Here is a 23031-nt window from a genome sequence, read left to right on the forward strand (position 1 = left end):
AACTACTGCATCAACCTTACTGGATTTTGGTGCCGTTGATTCATCTTGGACCCATTGACTCGCCTATGGCGCTGCTATCTTTGGCTACCGCAACCTTGGTATACTCCAATTGTGCATGGCGCTGATGCGGCTGGGCTGCTTCTCCCCAGTATTGCTCGTTCGCCATCCCTTTGCGCATTGAGGCACAACAAATCCATGGTCATTGTGGCAGTCTTAGCGGCAGGACGAGGCACACGGATGAAATCCTCGCTGCCAAAAGTTCTCCATCCCCTAGGTGGGCGATCGCTGGTGGGCTGGGTTTTGCACCAAGTTCAATCTCTGCAACCGCAACGGCAGTTTGTGATCATTGGTTATGGGGGAGACACAGTGCGGGCTGCCTTAGCGGATCAACCCCACGTGGAATTTGTCGAGCAGCGCGAACAACTGGGAACGGGTCATGCGGTACAGCAGCTTTTGCCCCACCTCAAGGACTATGAAGGCCATCTTTTGGTACTTAACGGCGATGTGCCCCTCTTGCGTGGCGAGACGCTAGCACACTTGCTCGCAGTCCACCAGCAACACAACAATGCAGCCACTATTTTAACGGCACAAATTCCCAACCCCCAGGGCTATGGCCGTGTGATTTGTGACAGTCAGAATATCTTGAAGCAAATTATTGAAGACCGTGACTGCACCACAGCCCAAAAGCAAAACCGCCGCATCAATGCTGGGGTGTATTGTTTCCACTGGCCCCAACTTGCTGCTGTGTTGCCCTATCTCCAAGCCAACAATGATCAGCAGGAATACTACCTCACGGATGCCGTCAATGCCCTCAGTCCTGTGATGGCGGTGGACGTGGAAGACTATGAGGAAATTTTGGGCGTTAACGATCGCGTGCAGTTGGCGGCAGCCTATCAAGTGCTGCAAAATCGCATCAAAACTGCTTGGATGCAGGCGGGGGTGACCCTGATTGATCCGGCCAGCATTACCATTGAGGACACCGTGGAGCTGGCTCCCGATGTGGTGATTGAACCCCAAACTCACCTGCGCGGCCAAACCCGTATTGGCAGTGGTAGCATCATTGGCCCCGGCACTTTGATTGAAAACAGTGTTATTGGCGAACGGGTGACGGCTCGCTATGCCGTGATTAGCGACAGTGAGATTGGCCATGATACCCAAGTGGGGCCTTTTGCCCACATCCGCCAGCAAAGTCTGGTTGCCGATCACTGCCGCATTGGTAACTTTGTCGAGCTAAAAAAAGCGCAGTTGGGCAGTGACACCAAGGCCTCTCATCTGTCCTACCTAGGCGATGCCACCTTGGGCGATCGCGTGAATATTGGTGCCGGCACGATTACTGCCAACTACGACGGTGTGCGCAAGCACCCCACCCATATTGGTAGCGGCACCAAGACCGGGGCTAACAGTGTTTTAGTGGCTCCGGTAACCCTTGGCGAAAATGTTACGGTGGCGGCGGGTTCAACGGTCACAGAAGATGTACCGGATCATGCCCTTGTCATTGCTCGCTGTCGTCAAGTGGTCAAGCCCAACTGGCACCCCAAAGCCTAGCCCGCCCCACAGCAGGGTTCAATGCCCAGCCGCCGCAGGAGCAGATCACTCACCGCATTAGCAACCGCAAACTCGCTATAGAAGCTTTGGGAAAAATCAAACTCTTGCAACTCCGTGACCAGAGCCAAGAGAATGCCGCCAAGATCATGCTCCCCTTCCAGTCGCTGACGGCGGTACACTTGGGCGGCTCGCTGGGCGATCGCCAGATTCACAGCTTCCGGTAAATACTCGGTGTTGAGCCAATCGAGAAGAGCTGCCTCCAACCATGCCGCATCCGCAGTGCAGTCACCACAGGGGGGAAGTTGAAGCGGCGGAATTGGGGTACTCATGGCAGAGTCCTAAACTCGTCTGATTAAGTTCATCTTATAACTTGCAGTCAGCAATGGGCGATACTGGATTCGAACCAGTGACCCCTTCCGTGTGAAGGAAGTGCGCTACCACTGTGCTAATCGCCCTAGTTCAGACAATTTTTAATCATATCTTGGTTTGCAGGCTTTTGTAAATCGCTCAGACGAGGCGGCGGCAAATTTCATCAAAGGTTGCGGCGGGATCCGCTGCTTGTAAAATCGGACGGCCAATCACAAGATAAGAGGCACCAGCAGCAAAGGCGGCATTGGGCGTCAGCGATCGCGCTTGATCCCCTGTGGCAGTACCAAGGGGGCGAATCCCCGGACAAATTCTCAAGAACTCCTCTCCGCAGCGTTGTTTTACCCGTGCCGCCTCCTGAGGAGAGCAGACAATGCCCGCCAGTCCCGCTTGATGGGCTAGATCAGCCATGCGTTCAACATAGGTGGCCGGATCAAGGGGAATCTGGAGTTCTTGCTGCAGGGTGTTTGCGTCAATGCTGGTGAGCAAGGTCACCCCAATGAGTTGGGTGGCGCTTCCCCCTAGAGCCGCCTGCGCGCTTTTCAGACCCGCTAATCCCGTTGCCGCATGGATAGTCACAAAGTCCACGCCATAGGGGGCGATCGCCCGGGCTGCGGCGGCCACCGTATTGGGAATATCGTGGAGCTTCAAATCGAGAAAGATACGCTTCCCCTGATCCTTGAGGACATCGAGAATAATCGGCCCACTGGCACAAAAGAGTTCTAGCCCCACCTTCCAAAATTGCACTTGGGGCAGCGTATGAATAGTGGCGATCGCCACCTCCAAATTGGGCACATCCAAGGCCACAATAATTTTGCTGGCAACAGCCTCTTGAGAATTAAACAAGTCTCTTGGATCTCCTCAGACGATTCACAGGGGACGGCGCACACAGCGCAACAACCACAGCGCCACAATAATACCCGTCAACTGAGCGGCAATCGTATTCACCTTCGCCTGAATCACAAAAATCTCCAACGGCTCAATCAAGACATTAGTGGCATAGACCGCCGCCCCTTGGGGAATCGACAGCACCTTGAGCAACAACATTCCCACATTCCACTCGGCGGCAGCCACCGTAAAAATCATGCCAGCAATATTTACCCAGAGACCAATATTCAAGCTGCGGATCACGTGCTCCTTGGTCGGGCGTTTTTCTGGGCGATCCAAGCGTCGTCCCAGTTGCGGATAGCGATAGCAGCAGTAAATACTCACGCCTAAAAACACTAGACCAATAATCGCCAGCACTAAGCCCAGTGTGGGACTATTCATGCCATTTTGCGGACGATTGATATTGAATTGGCGACTAAAGATAACAATGATAATAATCAACAGCGAGACAAAGCCAAGGACGACCTGTGTCCAAAAGCCAATCCAGCCAAAGCGTTGCAGTTCACGGCCAAGACGGTGGAGAGGTTGGGTCGTACTGCGATGGGATGGTGGGGGGGCATTACCGGGAAGACGTTCCATGGTCGGGTGAGGAAGAGGGCTTAGGCTTGATCATAGCGAAGGGCCATGGGGTGCCGCCAAGTAGGAACACCAATCGCTCCAACTGCCCGCATAGAGCTTGGTTTGATGCAGGCCAGCGATCGCCAGCCCCAAAATATCCACACAGGCGGTTACCCCCGACCCGCAATAGACAATGATTTGCTCAGCCGCAGCCAAGGGCTGCCAGTGGGCTTGCAGTTCGGCAACCGATTTGAGTCGCCCCTGTGCATCGGAGATGGCCTGCCACGGATAATTCACTGCTCCGGGAATATGACCTGCCACGGGGTCAATCGGTTCAATTTCACCGCGATAGCGACGGGGTTCGCGGGCATCCACAATCACTGTCTGGGGGGCAGCTTGAGCAGCCATCACGGCAGCGCGATCCACTACCCACTCCGGATGAGGATGGGGCTGGAAATTGCCCGGCCGAGGCGAGGGAACCTCAGTGGTTGTCGGATACCCAGCTTCGACATAGGCGCGATAGCCACCATCAAGCACCGCTGCGCGATCGTGCCCCAACCAGCGCAAAAGCCACCAGCAGCGAGCCGCATAGGCAAACCGTGAGTCATCGTAGGCCACCACTAGCGTCTCTGGAGTTACCCCGATCTCATTCAGCCGTGCTGCTAATTTCTCGGGATCAGGTAAGGGATGACGGCCGCCATGTTCTTGCCGAGGGCTGGAGAGATCCTGCTCTAGGTCGAGATAATAGGCACCCGGCAGGTGCCCTTGGGCATACTCCCGTTGCCCGCGCGTCGTGTCCATGAGGTCAAAGCGGCAGTCCACAATCACAACCGTTGGATCTGCCAAATGCTCAGTCAACCAAGAGGCCGTTACGGCATAGGGGGACATAGGAGCTTAGGCGCGCCATTTCACTTTCGGGAGAATGTGATTGACATCCACTCGGTCTTTGTATTTGATGGCAAAGTTCAGCAGGGAGTCAAGGAGCGAATCCGACAGGTAGTGGGGTTGCAGTCCCAGATCCAGCAATTTGGTGTTTTTGGCGTTGAAGTAGTGCTCTTCTTTTTCAACACGGGGGTTTTCGAGGTGCTGGATTTCCACCTTGAGGCCGAGGGCTTTACCCGCTTCTTGAACTTTGTGGGCAAGGTCGCCCACACTAAACTGTTCTGTAAACTGGTTGAGGACGCGGAATTCACCCGGTGCGGCGGGGTTGTTAACGGCCAATTCGATACAACGCACGGTATCGCGAATATCCAAGAAGCCGCGAGTTTGCCCCCCCTTGCCATAGACCGTCAGGGGATGACCAATGGCAGCTTGAATACAGAAGCGATTGAGGGCGGTGCCAAAGATACCGTCGTAGTCAAGGCGGTTGATCAGCAATTCATCCATGCCCGTTTCTTCGGTGAGCACGCCATAGACTACCCCTTGGTTCAAATCGGTGGCACGCAAGCCCCAAATGCGGCAAGCAAAGTGAATGTTGTGGCTATCGTGAACTTTACTGAGGTGATAGAAGCTACCGGGCTGCTTGGGATAGGGCAATGTATCTTTGCGACCATTGTGCTCAATGGTGATGTAGCCCTCTTCAATGTCAATGTTAGGAGTGCCGTATTCACCCATGGTGCCCAGTTTTACAAGGTGGCAGTCAGGGTTGTGGGTATGGATAGCGTACAGTAGGTTGAGGGTGCCGACCACGTTATTGACTTGGGTGAGGACGGCGTGTTCCCGATCAATCATGGAGTAGGGGGCGGAGCGCTGTTCGCCAAAGTGGACGATCGCCTCGGGCTGAAACTCCAGCATGGCGCGCTCAAGGAAGTGATAGTTACAAATATCGCCAATATAAAGGCCAATCTTTTTGCCAGTGAGATCCTGCCAGCGTTGCAGACGGTGCTGAATGGGGGCGATCGGCGTGAGGGTTTCGACACAGAGTTCAGCATCCCAATGACGCCGAATGAGGCTATCCAAAATCGCCACATCATGGCCACGATTTGAAAGGTACAGGGCTGTCGCCCAGCCGCAATAACCATCACCGCCAATTACGAGGACTCTCATGCTAACCGTGCTGAAATCGATAATTACTCCGCCAGCCATTGAATGGCTTCCATACCACGTTACCAGTAATGGGGACATCGGTGATCCACTGGTTTAGAATTCGGGAGGAGAATCTAGGGCATTCGTTTCTCTTTCTGAGAAGATATGCAGTTTAACAATTTGTCCCGCTAATTCAATTTGCACCATATCCCCAGAGAGAAAATCCAAGGCTTCTAATAGGGCCTGTAATTGCGGTGTGCTGGCACCCGATGCTTGGTAGAGGCGATCGCTCAAATGGCTGAGGCGCTGCCACGTGGTATAAAGCCGAGCAATGGTGCTTTCCAGTTGGGCGGCCTGCTGCAGGAGATCGGCAACGGTTTGCAGTTGCTCAAGGCGCTGGGCTTCGATCAGGACTTGTTCCAGATCCACAGGGTGGGCGTTGAGGGCTTGAATTTGGAGAGCGGCCTCCAGATAGCGGCTGAGTTGGCGAGCCGTCGCTGTGATTTCCTTAACCGTTTCCACACTGGGGTCGCTGGCCAGCTCTTGGGAGAGTTCCTGCTGCTGTTGGGGGGGGAGCTTTTCTAATTCTTTGACTAGAGGAGCGACGTAGCGGGGGGCAAGGGTGCGATCGCTGGCCTTTTGGCGCACCACTGGCGGTAGGAGATCAGAGTGCAGAGCCGTCCATTCCGCTTGCAGTTGGCGCACTTCACGGTGGGTAATGCGATCGCCCGCTGCTGCGGCTTGGGTAATCAGGGCTTGCACCTCAGGATCTGCTGCGGCGGTTTCCAAAAAGGCGCGTTTACTAAAGCGAGAAATGGCTTCGGGGGGCAGGGGACGTTCCTTGAGCAATTCATCGGCGCGATCGGCCAACTGAATCAAATCATCGGCACGGCGTTTACTGATTTCGTGTTCCTGGAGCCACTGCTGAAAGCCTATCCCCCGTTCATCCCCTTGATGGCGATAGCGATCGCGCACGGCTCGCAAAATTTGTCCCCGCCAGATCTCCGTTTGCAGGTCAAAGCGTTCACACACCTGCCACGCTTGGCGTACCTGTTGGAGAAATTCCTCTTCCGAAAGGGGCGTATCCGCCGCCGGAATGGGCAAAACAAAATCAGGCGTTGGCTCCATCGGTCGGAGAAAAGCACAGCTTCAGCAGTATAGCCTACCCCAAACAGTAGGGATAACCATCCCGTGCGGCAATATAGACCTTGCCGTCCCAAACAACAGGTGAAATTCGCTGTCATCGGGAACCCGCGTTTGGGCTTCACGCTATTGGCGGAGGGTCAAACTGGCTACCAAGCCTGCATTTCCCCAGAGGAGTAAGCGGTTGATTTGGCGACGTTTCACTGACAGACCCTGTCCCAAGAATTGACCACGCTCAAAACCCTAGTAGAAGAACATTTCACCGTGTACCCCATATGTTAGAAAGGGGCGTTGAATTGCTTAGGATTGAACTATCGCGTTGACGGGAACTCTGATGACCACAGTATTGGAGCCAGCGGTCACGTACCTCACTCCGGAAGCTTACTTAGCTCAAGAAGTGGTGGCAACGGAACGCCATGAGTATCGCCAAGGAGAACTTTACACTATGCCCGGAGGCAGCGTTAATCATAATGAACTGATTCAATCTCTAGCTATGGTTCTGCGGTTGGCACTCAAGGGACAGCCCTACCGCGTCTTTGTCACAGATCAACGCCTTTGGATTCCGGAAACGCAGTCGTACTACTATCCTGATGTCATGGTGACGCCGAAGCCGGTGCCCTTGGTGGCGGGACGCAACGATGTGGTGATGCAGCCGATTTTCATTGCTGAGGTTTTATCGCCTTCGACAGCGGATCGCGATCGCGGGACAAAATTTTTCGACTATCGCCAGATTCCAACCCTGCAAGAATATCTCCTGATTAGCCAAGATCGCCCCTGTGTTGAACAATATTTGCGGCAGGCTGAATATCAATGGCTGCTCACGATTTGGCAAGATATTACGCAGGAGCTACTACTGCCCTCGTTACAGACTTCCTTAAAACTCAGTGATCTCTATGCAGACGTTGAGTTAGGTGAGTCCTAAAAAGAATTCCTTGACTGACCTGTGCCATGCCTTACCCATCTCACCAGCGTGGGCTATGGCGATATTACTGCCACAAGTCCTTTAGCGATGGCGATCGCCAATCTTGAGGCCATTTTTGGTCAAATGTATTCAGCAATTGTCATGGCGCGGCTGGTTAGTCAATATCTGAATAGTCCCAACCCCAACTAAGTCTTGCGCAAATGTCGATGTCCCCTATCACTGCTGATGCCTCCCCCAACTTTGGTCTCATCATTGTCGAGGGAGAGGATGTGGTGCGCCTTGGCCTTTGGACAGGAATTCAGCAGCAGTTGGGGATTGAGCCGCTGGTCTTTCACGATGGCCATGGTCTGATCACCTATCTGGAAAACACGCCCCTCGATCAAGAACGCACGCCTTGGATTGTTCTCTGTGATGCCCAACTCACAGTGAATGATGCCACTACCCCTTGGCTGTGGCAGTGGTTGAAGCAGCACTATCCTACCCTGCGGATAATTCTCACTGTCCGACCCGCTGCCCTTGAGTTAGTTTCCCTTGCCCAACAGGCGGGTGTCGAAGGCATTTACCATCGCAATACGGCGCTGAGTGATCTCTTGGCGGGAATTCTGGCCATTGCCCAAGGGGAAATCGTTCACACCGTCACGCCCCCAAAACCCCCCTTGAGTGTGCTCTTTCCCAATCCGTGGGATCGTTGGCGGTATCAGGTTCTGCAGCAGGGATTGGGGGAAATGGATGCGTGGTTACAGGGTTTGGATCAGTACTTGGGGCGATCGCGCCTCTCTGCCCTCGAACGGCTGGTGTGTGAAGGTCGCCATCGGGAAATTCGTGCTGCCCGCTGGTTAGTCTCCCGTTTCTTGCCACACCCGAGTCAAGCCCCTCCTGCGCCAGTGGTGCCCCCTGTGCGTCCGCAGATTGAGATCATTTCCCAATTGGTGGATCGCTGCTTACAACGGATGCAGTCGGATCTCTTGAACCTAACGTCGCGGCCTTTGGAGTTAGAGGTGCTCACCCTACAACAGCGGCGGGAACTGCTCTATACCATCCTGCGGCAGTGGGATCTCCTCGTGCGCACTTTACAAGCAACACCACCCAGTATTGAATTTCTGCACCAGCGGGATAGCTCCCTACTGCAAGACCTGTGGGAACAGAGCCTGCGGGAGTTTTTTCGTCCCTATCGTTTTGCCCTCGGCAGTGACGCCGATCTGATTGAGCAATTGCTCACAGAAAGAGAAACTGTGGCCAGCGTTTATCTGAAGCCAATCCCCTTTGTGGCGGAGATGCTGGCTCATTTACTGGTGCAACAGCCCCTCGTGATTCATCAGCAGACCTATCGCTACGGCACCGCTGCCGCCTTGGAAATCCTCGATGCCCTCCTTGATCATTGTCTCCTCACTGTCGCCAATGGCATTGTCTATCCGCTGCTGAATCGGTGTTGCTATAGCGCAGTGATTCAACAGACATTTTTTCAGCCGCAATACACCTCAACGCGGGAAATGGAACGCTTTCGCAACGCTCTCTCTTGGCATTACCGCTGGCGGCGCTGGGTCAAGGAACCCCAAGATATCTTTGAAAGTCGGCTGGTAGTGTTGCGGCTAACGGAGCGAGGAATTCAGGAACTAGCGCTGACCGTCCCCCGTCAACAGGAACTGATGCAACTCGAGGGGATTCCCTACGCTCTGACCTTGGCGCTGGAGGCGCGCGATGCTTTAGCCCCCCCAGTACGGGCAGTGGTGGCTTGGGTCGGCAAGGGAGTGGTGTATCTGCTGACGCAGGTGATTGGTCGCGGTTTGGGACTCATTGGTCAGGGCATTTTGCAGGGCATTGGTCAGTCGGTTAGCAGTGGCTGGAGTCGCTCTGAAGCCCAAAAAACCTCATCCAAACCTTGAGCTGGCCTAATTCTTAAACGGCTCCTAACCTTGAGATAACCTTAAGCCAACGAACACGGTGTTAGAATCTGGCTGGTAAGTAACTATCTCTGCCCCTTGGGGGATAGTTTCTATGAGATGTGCTAAAGCCTCTGTAAGAAAGTCTGATAGCTCAGCTTGCTGGCAGATGAATAACTTTAGCGAGCATCTCAGTAGGATCAATAATTGAAGGAGAATTCTGTCTTAGGGACTCGTTCTTTAGGACAAGTTCATTGAGGAGTGAAGGAGTAAGACGTTATGTCCCGCATTTTTCAGGGGTTGGTTTTGACCTCGCCTGTTTTATTGTTGGGTGTGCTGGCAGGTGCAGCGACAGCCGCTGATACCGCTTTGACCAACTTCAGTACCACTCAGTTTCAAACCCCTACTGCTGGTGCTGAATCCCTAACCACACTGCCCACCAGCACGACACTTGTTGCCCAAAATCGCCGCAGCAACCTCTCTGTGCCCTCAGTGGCCGAACTAGAAGTGGGGCGTGTCCCTACGACATCGAGCATGGGTCAAGTGACCTCTGTAAGCCAACTCTCGGATGTGCGCCCTACAGACTGGGCCTATCAGGCCTTGGCCTCTCTTGTCGAGAAATACGGCTGTATTGCCGGTTATCCCGATGGCACCTTCCGTGGCAATCGTGCCGCTACTCGTTATGAAATGGCAGCCGCTTTGAATGCCTGCCTCGATGTAATTAGCGATCGCTTTGCCACCAAGGAAGACCTTGAAACCCTGCGCCGCCTGATGCAAGAATTTGCCAATGAACTCGCCGTCATCAAAGGCCGCGTCACCAACCTTGAAGGCCGCGTCGCCAACCTCGAAGCCACTCAATTTGCCACCCTCACTAAGCTCAACGCTACGGTTATCTTCAACGTCTCCGATATATTGACGAACGAGCGGGCACTACGTCCTGGTCTAGGTGGTGCGCAACCCGCAATTGATGATAACACTGTTGTTAACAACCGCGTTCGTCTCAACCTCGATACCAGCTTCTATGGCAAGGATCGCCTACGGTTGCGCTTGCAAGCAGCTAATATTACTGGTTATGCCGCATTGATGGGCACCAATATGGGGCGCCTTGGCTATGATGGCACTAATGACAACCAATTTGAACTGCAAAAAGCCTTCTACAGCTTCCCAGTGACCCGTCGCGGTCAAATGATCCTAGATTTTGTGGGGGGTGAGTTCAACGACAATGTCAACAATTTCAACCCCTTCCTCCAATCCAGTGATACGGGTGCCCTCTCTCGCTTTGGGCGTTATCATCCCATCTACCGCGCAGGAAGTGCTGCCAATGCTGCGGGTGTGACCTTTAAGTACGACCTCATCCAAAATAAGGAACGGGGCACCGGCGTCACCCTCAATGTAGGCTACCTTGCACCCTTTGCCAACGATCCTGATCGAGTTGCGAACAATGGCCTCAATGGCCTCTTTGATGGTGCCTATGCCGCCTTGGCCCAAGTGGATGTGCGCCCCATGAAAAACCTCGCCTTGGGGGTGACCTACACCCACTCCTATGGCCTTGATCCCTTTGGGGGAACAGGTAGCTCTGGTTTCCGCTCAGCGGCAAACCCTTTGGGGAATGCAGCTAACAACGTGCCTAACCAAGCAGCGGATGCGGTGGGCTTCCAGTTTACCTATCGCCCGATCAAGCAGTTGAATGTTGCGGGCTGGGCAGGCTATGCTAATGTTTATGGTGTTCGACCCCCTGCTCTAACAAGTGGCCGCCGTGAGGCTGAAATTGTCAACTGGGCCATTACCTTTGCTTCCCCTGACCTCTGGCGGAAGGGAGATCTGCTGGGTCTTGTTTTTGGCCAGCCCCCTCAGCTCATTAGCATCACAAACGTCCCTGGTGTTCCTGGCCAAAGTTACACGTCCTTCAACTCCTATCACTTAGAGGGCTTCTACCGCTTTGCGGTGAGTCGCAATATCTCGATTACCCCTGGGGTGATTGCCATCTTCAACCCCAACAGTAACTCAAACAACGATCCCATCGTTGTTGGCGCTGTGCGGACAACGTTTAGCTTCTAAATCCGCACTGACCTGTTTCCCCCTCCCTGTGAGGGGGCTTTTTTTATGGGAGACGATCTATCGGTTGATTCAGCAAACCCTTGTTCGCCTCAATGATCCCTATACCCGCTTTCTGCCGCCCCAAGCGTACCGTCAACTGCTCCTGCAAACCCAAGGCCAGCAGGTGGATGTGGGCAGGGGAACTCTTTCGCATTCAGGCGATCCAATGGTGGCCAAGGCCTTAGAATTATTGAGCACTAAAATCAGTAATGCCCGTCATGTCCAGTGAGGCTCTTGTTGTCCCTTCTGCTCCAGCGATCGCGCCCACGCCCCGTCCCCTGCGGTTAGGCGTTTTAGCTTCTGGCAATGGCTCCAACTTTGCTGCTCTCGCCGAAGCGATCGCCCAAGGGGAATTGGCTGCCCAGATTCAAGTTCTGATCTACAACAATCCCGATGCCTTTGTCGCAGAGCGGGCAAAACAGTGGCAGATTCCCAGTGTCCTCCTCAACCATCGCCACTACCCCAACCGTGAAAGTCTGGATGCGGCCATTGTCGAAACCCTCAAAGCCTATGGGGTCGAGTGGGTAGTGATGGCGGGCTGGATGCGGATTGTGACGCCTGTCCTCCTCAATGCCTACCCCCAGCGGGTAATTAACCTGCATCCCAGTTTGCTCCCCAGTTTTCGGGGATTGCATGCCGTTGAGCAGGCCTTGGCAGCAGGTGTGAAAATTACTGGGTGTACCGTCCATCTGGTGGAAGAGGAAGTGGATAGTGGCCCAATTTTAGTCCAAGCAGCAGTGCCCGTTCTCCCCGATGATACGCCCGCAACCCTCCACGCCCGCATTCAAGTCCAAGAACACCGCATTCTCAAGCAGGCGATCGCCGACATTGCCGCACGGCAATCACAAGCTTCCTGCTGATCCTTGGCCAATAGAAGGATCTCTCAGGGCGAGGGTCCGCCCTCTTTTCTGATTGGCTTGGGAATTGCGTCAGCATCCTTTTCTCAGTGGAGAGCATTGATTCGGGTTAGGATTGGGGATGTATCCGTGAGCAATTGTTAATCCAGTCATGACGCAGGCATACACCCCTGAAGATGTTTGGCGGTTATTGGGGGAGCTATTAGAGGCTCAGAAGGAAACCGAACGCCGCTTTCAAGAAACAGAGCGCCGCTTCCAAGAAACGGATCGGCGATTTCAAGAGACTGACCGACGGTTCCAAGAAACGGAACGCTTGCTGCGCGAAGAAGCGCGCCAACTCAACCAGCAACTGGGGAAACTGGGCAATCGCCTTGGGGAATTTGTGGAATGGCAGGTGCGCCCCGCCGTGCTGCGCTTATTTCAGAGTCGCGGCATTGCCGTCTCTCAGCTTTACAGCGATGTCATTCTCCAAGATGGCAATGAGAGTTTAGAAATTGATCTGCTAGTCGTCAATACTGATGAAGCCGTCCTCGTCGGGGTGAAAACGAAACTGAGCCAAGGGGATGTGGATGAGCACTTAGAGCGGATCGCGAAATTTCGTCGTTTGGCACACCAGTATCGGGACACCCAGCTCTTGGGCGCCGTAGCAGGGATGATCGTACCCCCTGAAGTAGCTCGCTATGCCTATCGGCAAGGTTTGTTTGTGCTGGCGCAATCAGGAGATGGGGGGGCGATTCTCAATGATGCGCAGTTTCAGCCCCGGATATGGTAGGTGACTCTAATCGCTCTAATTCAATTCTCAAGCGTCCTAAGGATGATTCTGGAGCCAGTGTTTGAGGGCAGCAACAAGGCGATCGCACTCCTGCGGCAGCGTAAAGTAATGCACGCAGGCTCGCACCGAGGCAGGATAGAGCAATTCCCGCACCAAGATATTCTCTGCCTCAAGGTCTTGCACCAATTGGCGATGCTGACCATTAGCTAACTGAAAGGCCACCAAGCCCGACGGCGGCGGCACGGGACTCAAGCAGGTCAAACCCATTATGCCCTGTAACTGTTGCCAAAGATAATGACTCAGCCCACAAATGCGCTCATATCGCGCTTGGGCAGTCCCCCATTGATCATGCACCCGCAGGGCAGTGGTTAACCCCGGTACCAAGGAAAAGGCGGTTGTGGCCACTTCAAAGCGACTGGCATCCTCCTTCCAGCCTGCCGGTTGGGCATCACGGGTTTGATGAATGCCGCGCCAACCAATGAAGGTGGGTTCCAACGTCGGCAGGCGATCGCGCCGAATGTACAGCCCGCCGAGACCCGCAGGGCCACAGCACCACTTGTGTCCCGTAAAGGCATAGTAGTCCACCCCCAAGGCAGGTAAATTCAGGGGCACCATACCCACACTTTGGGCACCATCCGCCAAGACTTGGATGCCGCGACGGTGGCAAAGGTCAACAATTTTCTCCAACGGCAAAAGTTTCCCGGTATTCCACAGCAAATGACTGAGGACGACCAAGCGTGTGCGGGGATGGAGTCGGGCTTCAATGGCGGCCACCTCATCCTCACACCAGGGCCAAAAGGCCACCCGATCCACCACCACTCCCAACCGCCGCGCCAATTGTTCGGTAATCGCCACTACCCCCGGATGCTCACAGTTAGAAATCAGCAGGCGATCGCCCGCTTGCCAGTTGATCCCCCAGAGAACGATATTGCAGCCAGTGGTTACAGAATCCGTGAGGGCAATGGTCTCGGCGCTCGTCCCCAAAAGCTGTGCCAGTTCTTGCCGCAGGGTTTGCAGTTGTTGGCTCAGCCAGGGAAAGACGCGATTGGCAAAGGGGCCTTCCTCTTGAATGTGGCGATCGCTCTGGATGATGGCCTGCCATGTGTCTTGGTGCAGCGGCCCTTGTCCCCCATAGTTGAGGTAGATCTTATTCAGTAGGGCGGGGTAGGCGCGCAGTGTCTCTAGGTTCATCGATAGTGATTGCAGAGCGATAGATAGATGCTACCGCAAAGGATTTAAGATAAAGATCTGTAGCAAGTCCCCTTTTCATTCCCCCACTCAAGGGGCGGCACTTGCAAGCACGGCTCGGTAAATTAATCCTGTCAATTAAGTCATGACAAAGGCATACACTCCTGATGACGTTTGGCGATTACTAGGGGAGCTGTTAGAAGCTCAAAAGGAAACCGAACGCCATTTCCAAGAAACAGAGCGCCGCTTCCAAGAAACAGAGCGCCGCTTCCAAGAAACAGAGCGCCGCTTCCAAGAAACAGAGCGCCGCTTTCAAGAAACAGAGCGCCGCTTCCAAGAAACGGATCGGCGATTTCAGGAGACGGATCGGCGATTTCAGGAGACGGATCGGCGATTTCAAGAGACGGATCGGCGATTTCAAGAAACGGAACGCTTGTTGCGGGAAGAAGCGCGCCAACTCAATCAGCAACTGGGGAAACTGGGCAATCGCCTTGGGGAATTTGTGGAATGGCAGGTGCGCCCCGCCGTGCTGCGCCTATTTCAGAGTCGCGGCATTGCCGTCTCTCAGCTTTACAGCGATGTCATTCTCCAAGATGGCAATGAGAGTTTAGAAATTGATCTGCTAGTCGTCAATACCAATCAAGCGGTTCTCGTCGAGGTGAAAACCAAACTGAGCCAAGGGGATGTGGATGAGCATTTAGAGCGGATCGCGAAATTTCGTCGTTTGGCACACCAGTATCGAGACACCCAGCTCTTGGGAGCGGTGGCAGGGATGATCGTGCCCCCTGAGGTGGCTCGCTATGCCTATCGGCAGGGCTTGTTTGTGTTGGCGCAGTCGGGAGATGGGGTGGCGATTCTCAACGATGCGCAGTTTCAGCCCCGCACATGGTAGCCCGTGCCCAAGAATTTGAGCAGACAACTTTTCAGCCTCCGTTATAGCTGCGGATCAGCGGGTGCCAGTGTTGCTTTTGCCGCTTGCGAACGGGCATCGAGCCATTGTTGCAAAATGAGGGCAGCAGCAATTTGATCCACTAAGTCCTTGTGGTGACGGGGCGATCGCCGCCGCTGTTTGAGAATCTCTTCCGCCTGAAATGAGGTGAGTCGCTCATCCATATATTCCACGGGTAAGTTCAAGGCCGCACCAATTTTTTCCGCCAGATGTTGCACCTGCCGGGCTTGGGAACCCAGTTGACCATCGAGGGTGTAGGGCAAGCCCACAATTAATTTCTCCACCCCTCGCTCTTGGCAAATCTGGCGAAGCTGCGCCACATCACTGGCAAAATTCCGCCGTTGGATAGTTGTAATGCCCGTGGCCAACTGCCCTAGGCGATCGCACCCTGCCACACCAATGCGCTTGCGCCCCAGATCCAAACCTAGAACGGAAATCATCCTTGAGTGAATAAGAACAGTTCTCCTACAATTGAATCCATTCCCGATTTTTTCTTGCCATCAAACGATCATACCCCGCTGTACCCACCCATGACTGACGCGACCCCCGACTACAAAGACACCGTCAACCTGCCCCAAACCACCTTTGAAATGCGGGCAAATGCAGCCACACGGGAACCCCAATTACAGGCCTTTTGGGCACAGCACCAAATTTATGAAACGCTGCAGCAAACCAATCCGGGTGAGGTCTTTATTCTCCACGATGGCCCCCCCTACGCCAATGGCGCTCTCCACATTGGCCATGCCCTGAATAAAATCCTCAAGGACATCATCAACAAGTATCAACTGCTGCGGGGACGCAAGGTACACTACCGCCCCGGTTGGGACTGCCACGGCCTGCCCATTGAACTCAAGGTACTGCAAAACCTGAAACCCGAACAGCGTGCCCAGCTTACCCCCCTCACCCTCCGCCAACAGGCCAAGGAATTTGCCCTCAAAACCGTTGCCGAGCAAAAGCAGAGTTTCCAACGCTATGGGGTTTGGGGCGACTGGGAGCACCCCTATTTGACCCTCACCCCCGACTATGAGGCGGCGCAAATCGGTGTCTTTGGCGAAATGGTGCTGCGGGGCTATATCTATCGCGGTCTCAAGCCCGTCCACTGGAGTCCTAGCTCCAAAACCGCCCTCGCCGAAGCCGAGCTGGAATATCCCGAAGGCCACACCTCCCGCAGTCTCTATGCCGCTTTTGAAGTCATCGAGTTGCCCGCAGGCTTAGCCAAGTCTTGGTACAAAGCCCTAGGCAAATTGGGGGTTGCTATCTGGACAACGACCCCTTGGACGATTCCCGCCAACTTGGCCGTGAGTGTCAATCCCGATCTCACCTATGCCCTTGTTGAAGTCAAACCCAGTGCCCGCTACCAGTATTTAATTGTTGCTAAGGATTTGGTGGAGCGGCTCAGTGACACCCTTGGTTGCACGCTGAAGGTGGTGGCTACGGCCAAAGGCGCGGACTTGGAAAATGCGCGCTATCGCCACCCCCTCTTTGAGCGCGAGAGCAAAATTGTCATTGGCGGTGATTATGTCACGACCGACTCCGGGACGGGTCTGGTTCACACGGCCCCTGGCCATGGCTTAGAGGACTATGCCGTGGGTCAGCGCTATGGCTTGCCGATCCTATCGCCTGTGGATGAGAATGGTTGCTTTACGGCGGAAGCGGGGTCATTTGCCGGTCTCAATGTCCTCAAGGAAGGGAATGAGGCGGTGATTGCGGCACTGCAAGCGTGTGGTGCCCTCCTCAAGGAAGAACCCTATGTCCACAAGTACCCCTACGACTGGCGCACGAAAAAACCAACGATCTTCCGCGCCACGGAGCAGTGGTTTGCCTCCGTTGAAGGCTTTCGCGATGCCGCCCTCAGGGCGATCGCCGAGGTGAAGTGGATTCCTGCCCAAGGGGAAAACCGCATTACGGCAATGGTGGCGGAGCGTTCCGATTGGTGTATTTCGCGGCAGCGCAGTTGGGGCGTGCCCATTCCCGTCTTTTATGACAAAGCCACGGGGGAACCCCTGCTGACGGCAGAAACCATTGCCCATGTGCAAGCGATTATTCGCGATCGCGGCTCCGATGCCTGGTGGGAACTCTCCGTTGCGCAATTGCTGCCCGAATCCCTGCAAGATCAGGCCGATCGCTACGAAAAGGGCACCGACACGATGGATGTCTGGTTTGATTCGGGTTCCTCTTGGGCGGCGGTTCTCGGCGATCAACAGGCGGATCTCTACCTCGAAGGCTCTGACCAACACCGCGGCTGGTTTCAATCCTCATTGCTAACACGGGTTGCCGTTAAAGGCCAAGCCCCCTACAAAGCAGTCCTCACCCACGGCTTTGTCCTCGATGAGCAGGGACGGAAAATGAGCAAGTCCCTCGGCAATGTCACGGATCCCCGCGAAGTGATTGAGGGGGGCAAAAACCAAAAGCAAGACCCTGCCTATGGTGCCGATGTATTGCGCCTGTGGGTGTCCTCTGTGGACTATGCCAATGATGTGCCCATTGGTAAAAATATCCTCAAGCAGTTGGCGGATGTCTATCGCAAGATTCGCAATACGGCTCGCTTTCTTCTGGGGAATCTTCACGACTTTGACCCCGATCAAGACGCCATTCCCTATGCCCAACTGCCCGCCTTGGATCGCTATATGCTACATCGGCTGCATGAAGTCTTCAGCGAAGTAACGGCGGCCTTTGATAGCTTTCAGTTCTATCGCTTTTTCCAAACGATTCAAAATCTTTGTGTTGTTGATCTGTCGAACTTTTATCTCGATATTGCCAAGGATCGGTTGTACATCAGTGCTGTCGCGAGCGATCGCCGGCGTAGTTGTCAAACTGTCCTTGCCATTGCGGTTCAAAACCTCGCCCGTGCTATTGCCCCAGTGCTTCCCCATTTAGCCGAAGATATTTGGCAGCATTTGCCCTTCAAAACCCCCTATCTTTCGGTTTTTCAAAGCGGCTGGGTACAGCTTCCTGCCCAGTGGCAGGATCCGGGGCTAGCCAGTGAATGGCAACGCCTGCGGCAACTACGCCTAGAGGTGAATAAGGTGCTCGAACAGGCCCGTGCCGAAAAGCTCATTGGCTCCTCTTTGGAAGCCAAAGTGTGGCTCTATGTTGCCGATCCACAGTGGCGCGATCGCCTTGCGGAGATGAATCCCAGTGATGCCCTCAGTGGCAATGGGGTGGATGAATTGCGCTATCTCTTCTTGGTGTCCCAAGTGGAGCTGATGCCGCAAGAGGCAGGGGTGGACGTACCCTATGTCCTTGAAGCCGAAGGGCTATGGATTGGTGTTGGTCATGCCAAGGGTGAAAAATGCGTCCGCTGCTGGAATTATTCTGAAAGTGTGGGACAATCGGCCTTGCATCCCCAGTTGTGCGATCGCTGTCAAGCCGCCCTAGAAGGGACGTTTTAGATCATTGAGCGAAAGCATGCTAGAGATCGATCGTATCTACCAAGCTGATGCTTTTACCCTCTTGCCCCAGATTCAAAGTGCGAGCATTGATCTCATTATTTGCGACGGCCCCTACGGTGTAACCACCAATCCATGGGATCGCATCTCTAACATCCAAGAGTTTAACCTCAAACTCATCACCATCTTTGCTGAAAAATTGAAAGAGGGAGGAGCGCTCTACCTTTTTGGTAAACCTGATTGTATTGACTTTATTGACTACCGTCCATTTCTTAACTTACAGGCAAAAATTGTCTGGTATCAGCCCAGTCGCCTAGCCCAAGGACGGATCAACTACACAAATAACTATGATCTTATTTGTTACTTTATTAAAGGCCAGCGTCCCAAAACCTTTAACTTAGATGCTATTCGGGTACCACAGCTAGTAGAGCTAGAGCACCGTCGTCGTTGTGAGCGGGTACCATCAGTGATTAATGGTAAGTATGGCAAAACTAAATTCAATGAAGAAGGTAAAAACCCAGGAGATGTCTGGGGAGATATTAAACAGCTCACGTATAAGTCAAAAGAACTAGTAGCTCGCGAAGCACTCAATACCATTCAAAAGCCAGAGCAGCTGATTGAACGCTTAGTCAAAGCAAGCTCTAATAAGGGTGACTTAGTGCTTGATCCATTTGCCGGTGTCGGTACAACCCCTGTAGTTTGTAAACGCTTGGGAAGGCATTTCATTGCTATTGAGCAAGATCAAAAGTTTGTCCAAGCAGCAAACGAGAGATTACGTGAGGCAGAGTATGAAATCGCGGGGAGGCTTTTTGATTGGTGAAACAGCAAGTTTATCGTCAAATTGTTGATCTGATCCGTCAAGCGTCTCAACTTGCTCAAACAATTGGTATTCGCAACCTACTGCAACCGGGGTTAGTTAAGGAAATGATTATTGCTGACCTGCTAGGTCACGAACTAATTGATTCTAAGCGTGATGCCGATGCTCATGCCATTAGCGACCCAAGTGAAAAGTATGAATATTTATCTTGTATAGAAGGTGGAAGCGGTCAGCTTGACCGAATGTTTAAGGAACCTCCTGAAAAGCGTGCCCAATCACTTACACGAATTACCCGCAACACAAAAATTTACTTAGCCGTTTTTGAGAAGGAAAACCAAATCAACTGCAAAGTGATTTACGAGCTAGAACCCAGTGATGTACTTACCGAAGCAAATCGTCAGCTTGATCAAAGTCGGAATGCCATCTCCCATATCAGCTTCTCGGAAACCTGGGCTAGGGAGCATGGTCGTGTTGTCTATCAAAGCAGTAGCTCCCATAATTAATCGAATTTACCTGCAAACGAGTCAATTGTACTAAGTGCAGCTCTGACTTACACCTTGGAGGTACTCCTATCAACTAGTACCCAGTAGCTGTACTGATGCCGTTCAGATTATTCTTTTTTTCTAAACGAAAGATAAAACCTCCGTGAAATCACGGTAGGCAAGGGGGGATGCTGTAGTATTGTTACTGCTATAGCTATTTCGAAAGGGAGTGAGATATTTTCAAGAGGGATAGGCTATCCTCAAAGCGTCATGAATGTTACTCAAGAATATGAGCTATAGCTTGGACTGACGAGAGCGGGTTGTCTCCTATATCAAGCAAGGCGGCAAAATCAGTGAAACGACTCAAATCTTTCAGGTGAGTCGCGCCACCATCCATCGCTGGCTGAAGCGAGAGGATTTAGCCCCCACGGTTGTCCCCCGTCGTCCTTGGAAACTCGATTGGGCAGCCTTAGCAGCGGATGTTGCTGCCCATCCCGATGACCGTTTAATCGACCGTGCCCAGCGATTTGGCGTCCAAGTTTCCACCATTAGTTACGCCCTCGACCAGATGGGCATCACCCGAAAAAAAACAGATGCGTTACCAAGAACGGTGTGAGGCAGAGCGGCAAGCGTATCAACAGCAGCTCAACACATGGGTAGAGAGCCATGGGGAGGAAACGGTGGTGTCTATCGATGAGACGGGGTTTGACTCTCGAGTGGCGTGTGAGTATGGGTGGTCAGCGCGAGGCCAACAAATTAATGGAGAGCGAGTTGGGAAGCGTCAGAAAAGAGAGAGTGTAGTCGCAGGACGGTATAGACACCAGAAAGACTTCATAGCGCCGATGCTGTTTTCAGGATATTTGAATGCGTTAGGGTTTGTGAGCTGGCTGAGTCAGTACTGTTTGTCAGCGTTAGAGAAACGTTCGTTGTTGATGATGGATAATGCACCGATTCATCCGAAAGGGGTGATTCAGGCAGTGGTGAAAGCGGCGGGTCACGAGGTGTTATTTTTACCGAAATACTCTCTTGATTTGAATGTGATTGAGCACGACTTTAGTGCGCTGAAGCGAGCGCGGATGTATGCAGGGTTAAACTGTTCTATGGATGAAGTGATTCGCAAGTATTATGCTGGATGATATCTCATTCTCTATTGGAATAGCTATAAAGCTACGAGCAGGAGCATTGTCTCTAGTCCTCCTACAATTGGTTGTACCAGCGGTTGCTAAGGCTGAAAATCCTGCCCATGTGCGACAACTCTTGGAAACGCGCCAATGTCCCAACTGTGATCTGCGGGGCGCGAACCTAATGGATGCCAATTTGTTTAAGGCGAATTTAGCAGGTGCCAATTTGGAGGGCGCTTATCTGGCGGGTGCGAATCTCTTTGGCGCCAATTTGGAAAGGGCAAACTTGAACCGTGCCAGTCTCTATCTAGCGATTTTGGTCAATGCCAATTTGGCAGGGGCACAACTGGTGGGAACACGCCTCACCCTTAGTAACCTTGTCAATGCCAATCTTAGCGGTGCCAATTTGGAGAATGCGGTCATGAAGGGGGCAAACATGATTGATGTGAATTTGACGGCTGCAAACCTGAAGGGGGCAGATCTCGATCGCGCAAATTTGAGTGGGGCTAATTTAAGCCAAACGATCTTCGATCGCCCCCCAGCCCCTAGGAAGTAACCTGTGCCTGTTTCAATGCTGCCGCAAGTCGCGGTTGATCCCAGCCCCGTTGGTGGAGAATTTGCCACGTGGCCATTAAATCAGGACCGTGGACAGCACCCGTGAGGGCAGCGCGCAGCGATCGCATCGTTGCTCCCTTTTTGACCCCTGCGGCTTTGCTGGCCTGTTGAATCAGGTGTTGTCCCATCTCCACTGTGAGCCTTGGCTCTGTCGGCAAGTGTGCTAGTAGGTACGCCAAAATCGTCGCATTCTGGGGTTGGCTCAGCTGAGCCATTGCTTCAGCATCAAGGGTAATGGTGGGTACAAAGAAAACTGCCCCTTGATCAATGGCCTCCTTGAGGGTGTTGAGACCCGGTTGAAGGAGTTGGGCAAGGTCAAGCAACCAAGGGCGATCGCCCCCCTCATCAAAGGCATAGCCTGCCCCCTGCCATAAGGGAATCAGTTCTGCCAAAAGTTCTGCTGGCTCTAGTTGCTGAATGTACTGACGATTGAGCCAATTGAGCTTATCCCAATCAAAGCGGGCACCTGCCTTGTTAATTCGTTCAAAACTAAAGTGCTTCGCCGCCAGATCAAGGGTAAAGAGTTCCCCTATCCCTTCAGGGGGCGACCAACCCAAGAGTGTCATGTAGTTGGCCAAGGCGGGGGCTAAATACCCCATGGCTCGGAAGTCAGAAATGGAGGTCACCCCATCTCGTTTTGAGAGTTTTTGTCCCGCTGAGTTGAGAATCAAGGGAGTATGGGCAAAGTTGGGGGGAGTGGCGCCAAGGGCTTCGTAGAGTAAAATTTGTTTGGGTGTGTTGCCAATGTGGTCTTCACCGCGAATGACATCGGTAATGCCCATGGCAATGTCATCGACGACCACCACCAAGTTGTAGAGGGGGTAGCCAATTTCGCCGCGGGGGGCAGCTCGCGCAATCACCATATCGCCCCCCAGATCAGCCCCCTGCCAACTCACTCGACCACGCACCAGATCCTGCCATTCAATCTGGCGATCGTCCTCAATTTTGAAGCGAATGACGGGGGTGCGTCCTGCGGCATCAAAGGCGGCTTGCTCCTCTGGGGTCAAATGACGGTGACGGTTGTCGTAGCGCGGGGCTTGTCCCTTGGCTTTTTGTTGTGAGCGTAGGGCATCGAGTTCTTCAGGGGTACAGTAGCAGTAGTAGGCGAGTCCCTTGTCCAAAAGGGTTTGAATCGCTTGGCGGTACAGATCAAGGCGATCGCTCTGGAAATAGGGGCCTTCATCCCACGTCAGCCCCAGCCATTGCAAGCCCTCAAGGATATTCTCGGTATATTCGGGTCGAGACCGCTCGCGATCAGTATCCTCAATCCGCAGAATGAATTTCCCTCCCCGATGGCGGGCGTAAAGCCAGTTGAACACAGCGGTACGGGCAGTCCCAATGTGCAGATTTCCTGTCGGACTCGGTGCTAAACGAACACGAACTGTCACTGCTGACCTCGAATACAAAAATTGCCTTT

General features: G+C 53.4%; 23 protein-coding genes, 1 tRNA gene and 1 pseudogene. 15 read left to right on the plus strand and 10 right to left on the minus strand.

Going from position 1 to position 23031, the window contains the following annotated elements; translation table 11 throughout:
• The first annotated feature begins 195 nt into the window (after positions 1–195).
• Positions 196–1545 carry a bifunctional UDP-N-acetylglucosamine diphosphorylase/glucosamine-1-phosphate N-acetyltransferase GlmU gene (glmU, locus tag RHP47_RS06515; protein ID WP_302680034.1) on the plus strand — a complete coding sequence of 450 codons (1350 nt, stop codon included), beginning with the start codon at positions 196–198 and terminating at the stop codon, positions 1543–1545.
• Here glmU and RHP47_RS06520 read toward each other — a convergent pair.
• The 7 genes from RHP47_RS06520 to RHP47_RS06550 all read right to left on the minus strand — a co-directional run bounded on the left by RHP47_RS06520 (position 1542) and on the right by RHP47_RS06550 (position 6510).
• Positions 1542–1874, minus strand: coding sequence for a hypothetical protein (locus RHP47_RS06520; protein ID WP_149819267.1), 333 nt, complete (start codon positions 1872–1874; stop codon positions 1542–1544). The genes glmU and RHP47_RS06520 overlap by 4 nt on opposite strands.
• A 54-nt stretch (positions 1875–1928) precedes the next feature.
• Positions 1929–2000, minus strand: a tRNA-Val gene (locus RHP47_RS06525).
• Positions 2001–2052: 52 nt separating this feature from the next.
• Positions 2053–2757, minus strand: coding sequence for an orotidine-5'-phosphate decarboxylase (pyrF, locus tag RHP47_RS06530; protein ID WP_226972032.1), 705 nt, complete (start codon positions 2755–2757; stop codon positions 2053–2055).
• A gap of 24 nt (positions 2758–2781) precedes the next feature.
• A complete protein-coding gene (locus tag RHP47_RS06535) occupies positions 2782–3378 on the minus strand; it encodes a DUF3611 family protein (RefSeq protein ID WP_286627124.1) in 597 nt (198 codons plus the stop codon).
• 30 nt (positions 3379–3408) lie between these two features.
• Positions 3409–4245: a sulfurtransferase gene (locus tag RHP47_RS06540; protein WP_310841362.1), complete on the minus strand. Its 837-nt coding sequence runs from the start codon at positions 4243–4245 to the stop codon at positions 3409–3411.
• A gap of 6 nt (positions 4246–4251) precedes the next feature.
• Positions 4252–5403: an NAD-dependent epimerase/dehydratase family protein gene (locus RHP47_RS06545; protein ID WP_149819273.1), complete on the minus strand. Its 1152-nt coding sequence runs from the start codon at positions 5401–5403 to the stop codon at positions 4252–4254.
• Positions 5404–5496: 93 nt separating this feature from the next.
• Positions 5497–6510: a hypothetical protein gene (locus RHP47_RS06550; RefSeq protein ID WP_310841363.1), complete on the minus strand. Its 1014-nt coding sequence runs from the start codon at positions 6508–6510 to the stop codon at positions 5497–5499.
• A gap of 63 nt (positions 6511–6573) precedes the next feature.
• Between RHP47_RS06550 and RHP47_RS06555 the strand changes: the two genes are divergently transcribed.
• The 8 genes from RHP47_RS06555 to RHP47_RS06590 all read left to right on the plus strand — a co-directional run bounded on the left by RHP47_RS06555 (position 6574) and on the right by RHP47_RS06590 (position 13053).
• The gene (locus tag RHP47_RS06555; RefSeq protein WP_255451726.1) at positions 6574–6705 is read left to right on the plus strand and encodes a hypothetical protein; all 132 of its coding nucleotides are present in this window, start codon (positions 6574–6576) and stop codon (positions 6703–6705) included.
• A gap of 154 nt (positions 6706–6859) precedes the next feature.
• The gene (locus tag RHP47_RS06560) at positions 6860–7447 is read left to right on the plus strand and encodes a Uma2 family endonuclease (protein WP_310841364.1); all 588 of its coding nucleotides are present in this window, start codon (positions 6860–6862) and stop codon (positions 7445–7447) included.
• Between the two features lie 21 nt (positions 7448–7468).
• On the plus strand, positions 7469–7636 hold the full coding sequence (locus tag RHP47_RS06565) for an ion channel (protein WP_149819279.1): 168 nt from the start codon (positions 7469–7471) through the stop codon (positions 7634–7636).
• A gap of 11 nt (positions 7637–7647) precedes the next feature.
• Entirely contained in the window at positions 7648–9330 is a 1683-nt protein-coding gene (locus RHP47_RS06570; RefSeq protein WP_310841365.1) for a DUF3685 domain-containing protein, read from the plus strand.
• Between the two features lie 276 nt (positions 9331–9606).
• Positions 9607–11385, plus strand: a complete 1779-nt coding sequence (locus tag RHP47_RS06575) for an iron uptake porin (protein WP_310841366.1) — start codon at positions 9607–9609, stop codon at positions 11383–11385.
• A 64-nt stretch (positions 11386–11449) separates the two neighbouring features.
• Positions 11450–11653: a hypothetical protein gene (locus RHP47_RS06580; RefSeq protein ID WP_310841367.1), complete on the plus strand. Its 204-nt coding sequence runs from the start codon at positions 11450–11452 to the stop codon at positions 11651–11653.
• Complete coding sequence (purN, locus tag RHP47_RS06585) at positions 11643–12284, plus strand: phosphoribosylglycinamide formyltransferase (protein WP_310829008.1); 642 nt, start codon at positions 11643–11645, stop codon at positions 12282–12284. The genes RHP47_RS06580 and purN overlap by 11 nt, the downstream gene beginning before the upstream one ends.
• Before the next feature lie 148 nt (positions 12285–12432).
• Positions 12433–13053, plus strand: a complete 621-nt coding sequence (locus tag RHP47_RS06590; RefSeq protein ID WP_310841368.1) for a hypothetical protein — start codon at positions 12433–12435, stop codon at positions 13051–13053.
• Between the two features lie 36 nt (positions 13054–13089).
• On the opposite strand, the gene RHP47_RS06595 is transcribed toward RHP47_RS06590, so the two are convergent.
• Positions 13090–14244 (minus strand): aminotransferase class V-fold PLP-dependent enzyme, encoded by a 1155-nt coding sequence (locus RHP47_RS06595; protein WP_310841370.1) that lies wholly within the window; start codon positions 14242–14244, stop codon positions 13090–13092.
• 142 nt (positions 14245–14386) lie between these two features.
• On the opposite strand from RHP47_RS06595, the gene RHP47_RS06600 reads away from it, so the two are divergent.
• Complete coding sequence (locus tag RHP47_RS06600; RefSeq protein WP_310841372.1) at positions 14387–15133, plus strand: hypothetical protein; 747 nt, start codon at positions 14387–14389, stop codon at positions 15131–15133.
• Between the two features lie 41 nt (positions 15134–15174).
• On the opposite strand, the gene ruvX is transcribed toward RHP47_RS06600, so the two are convergent.
• The gene (gene ruvX, locus RHP47_RS06605) at positions 15175–15630 is read right to left on the minus strand and encodes a Holliday junction resolvase RuvX (protein ID WP_149819291.1); all 456 of its coding nucleotides are present in this window, start codon (positions 15628–15630) and stop codon (positions 15175–15177) included.
• Between the two features lie 90 nt (positions 15631–15720).
• On the opposite strand from ruvX, the gene ileS reads away from it, so the two are divergent.
• The 5 genes and pseudogenes from ileS to RHP47_RS06630 all read left to right on the plus strand — a co-directional run bounded on the left by ileS (position 15721) and on the right by RHP47_RS06630 (position 21555).
• Positions 15721–18582, plus strand: a complete 2862-nt coding sequence (gene ileS / locus RHP47_RS06610; RefSeq protein ID WP_310841376.1) for an isoleucine--tRNA ligase — start codon at positions 15721–15723, stop codon at positions 18580–18582.
• A gap of 16 nt (positions 18583–18598) precedes the next feature.
• Complete coding sequence (locus tag RHP47_RS06615; RefSeq protein WP_286627138.1) at positions 18599–19399, plus strand: site-specific DNA-methyltransferase; 801 nt, start codon at positions 18599–18601, stop codon at positions 19397–19399.
• Positions 19396–19899: a hypothetical protein gene (locus tag RHP47_RS06620; protein WP_149819297.1), complete on the plus strand. Its 504-nt coding sequence runs from the start codon at positions 19396–19398 to the stop codon at positions 19897–19899. Before RHP47_RS06615 ends, RHP47_RS06620 begins: the two co-directional genes overlap by 4 nt.
• A 310-nt stretch (positions 19900–20209) precedes the next feature.
• Positions 20210–21014, plus strand: a pseudogene (locus tag RHP47_RS06625) (IS630 family transposase).
• Positions 21015–21060: 46 nt separating this feature from the next.
• Complete coding sequence (locus RHP47_RS06630) at positions 21061–21555, plus strand: pentapeptide repeat-containing protein (protein WP_286627139.1); 495 nt, start codon at positions 21061–21063, stop codon at positions 21553–21555.
• Here RHP47_RS06630 and gltX read toward each other — a convergent pair.
• Entirely contained in the window at positions 21545–23002 is a 1458-nt protein-coding gene (gene gltX / locus RHP47_RS06635) for a glutamate--tRNA ligase (protein WP_286627140.1), read from the minus strand. The genes RHP47_RS06630 and gltX overlap by 11 nt on opposite strands.
• Positions 23003–23031 lie beyond the last annotated feature (29 nt).

The organism is Thermosynechococcus sp. QKsg1 (genome assembly GCF_031586415.1).
Lineage (GTDB): Bacteria > Cyanobacteriota > Cyanobacteriia > Thermosynechococcales > Thermosynechococcaceae > Thermosynechococcus.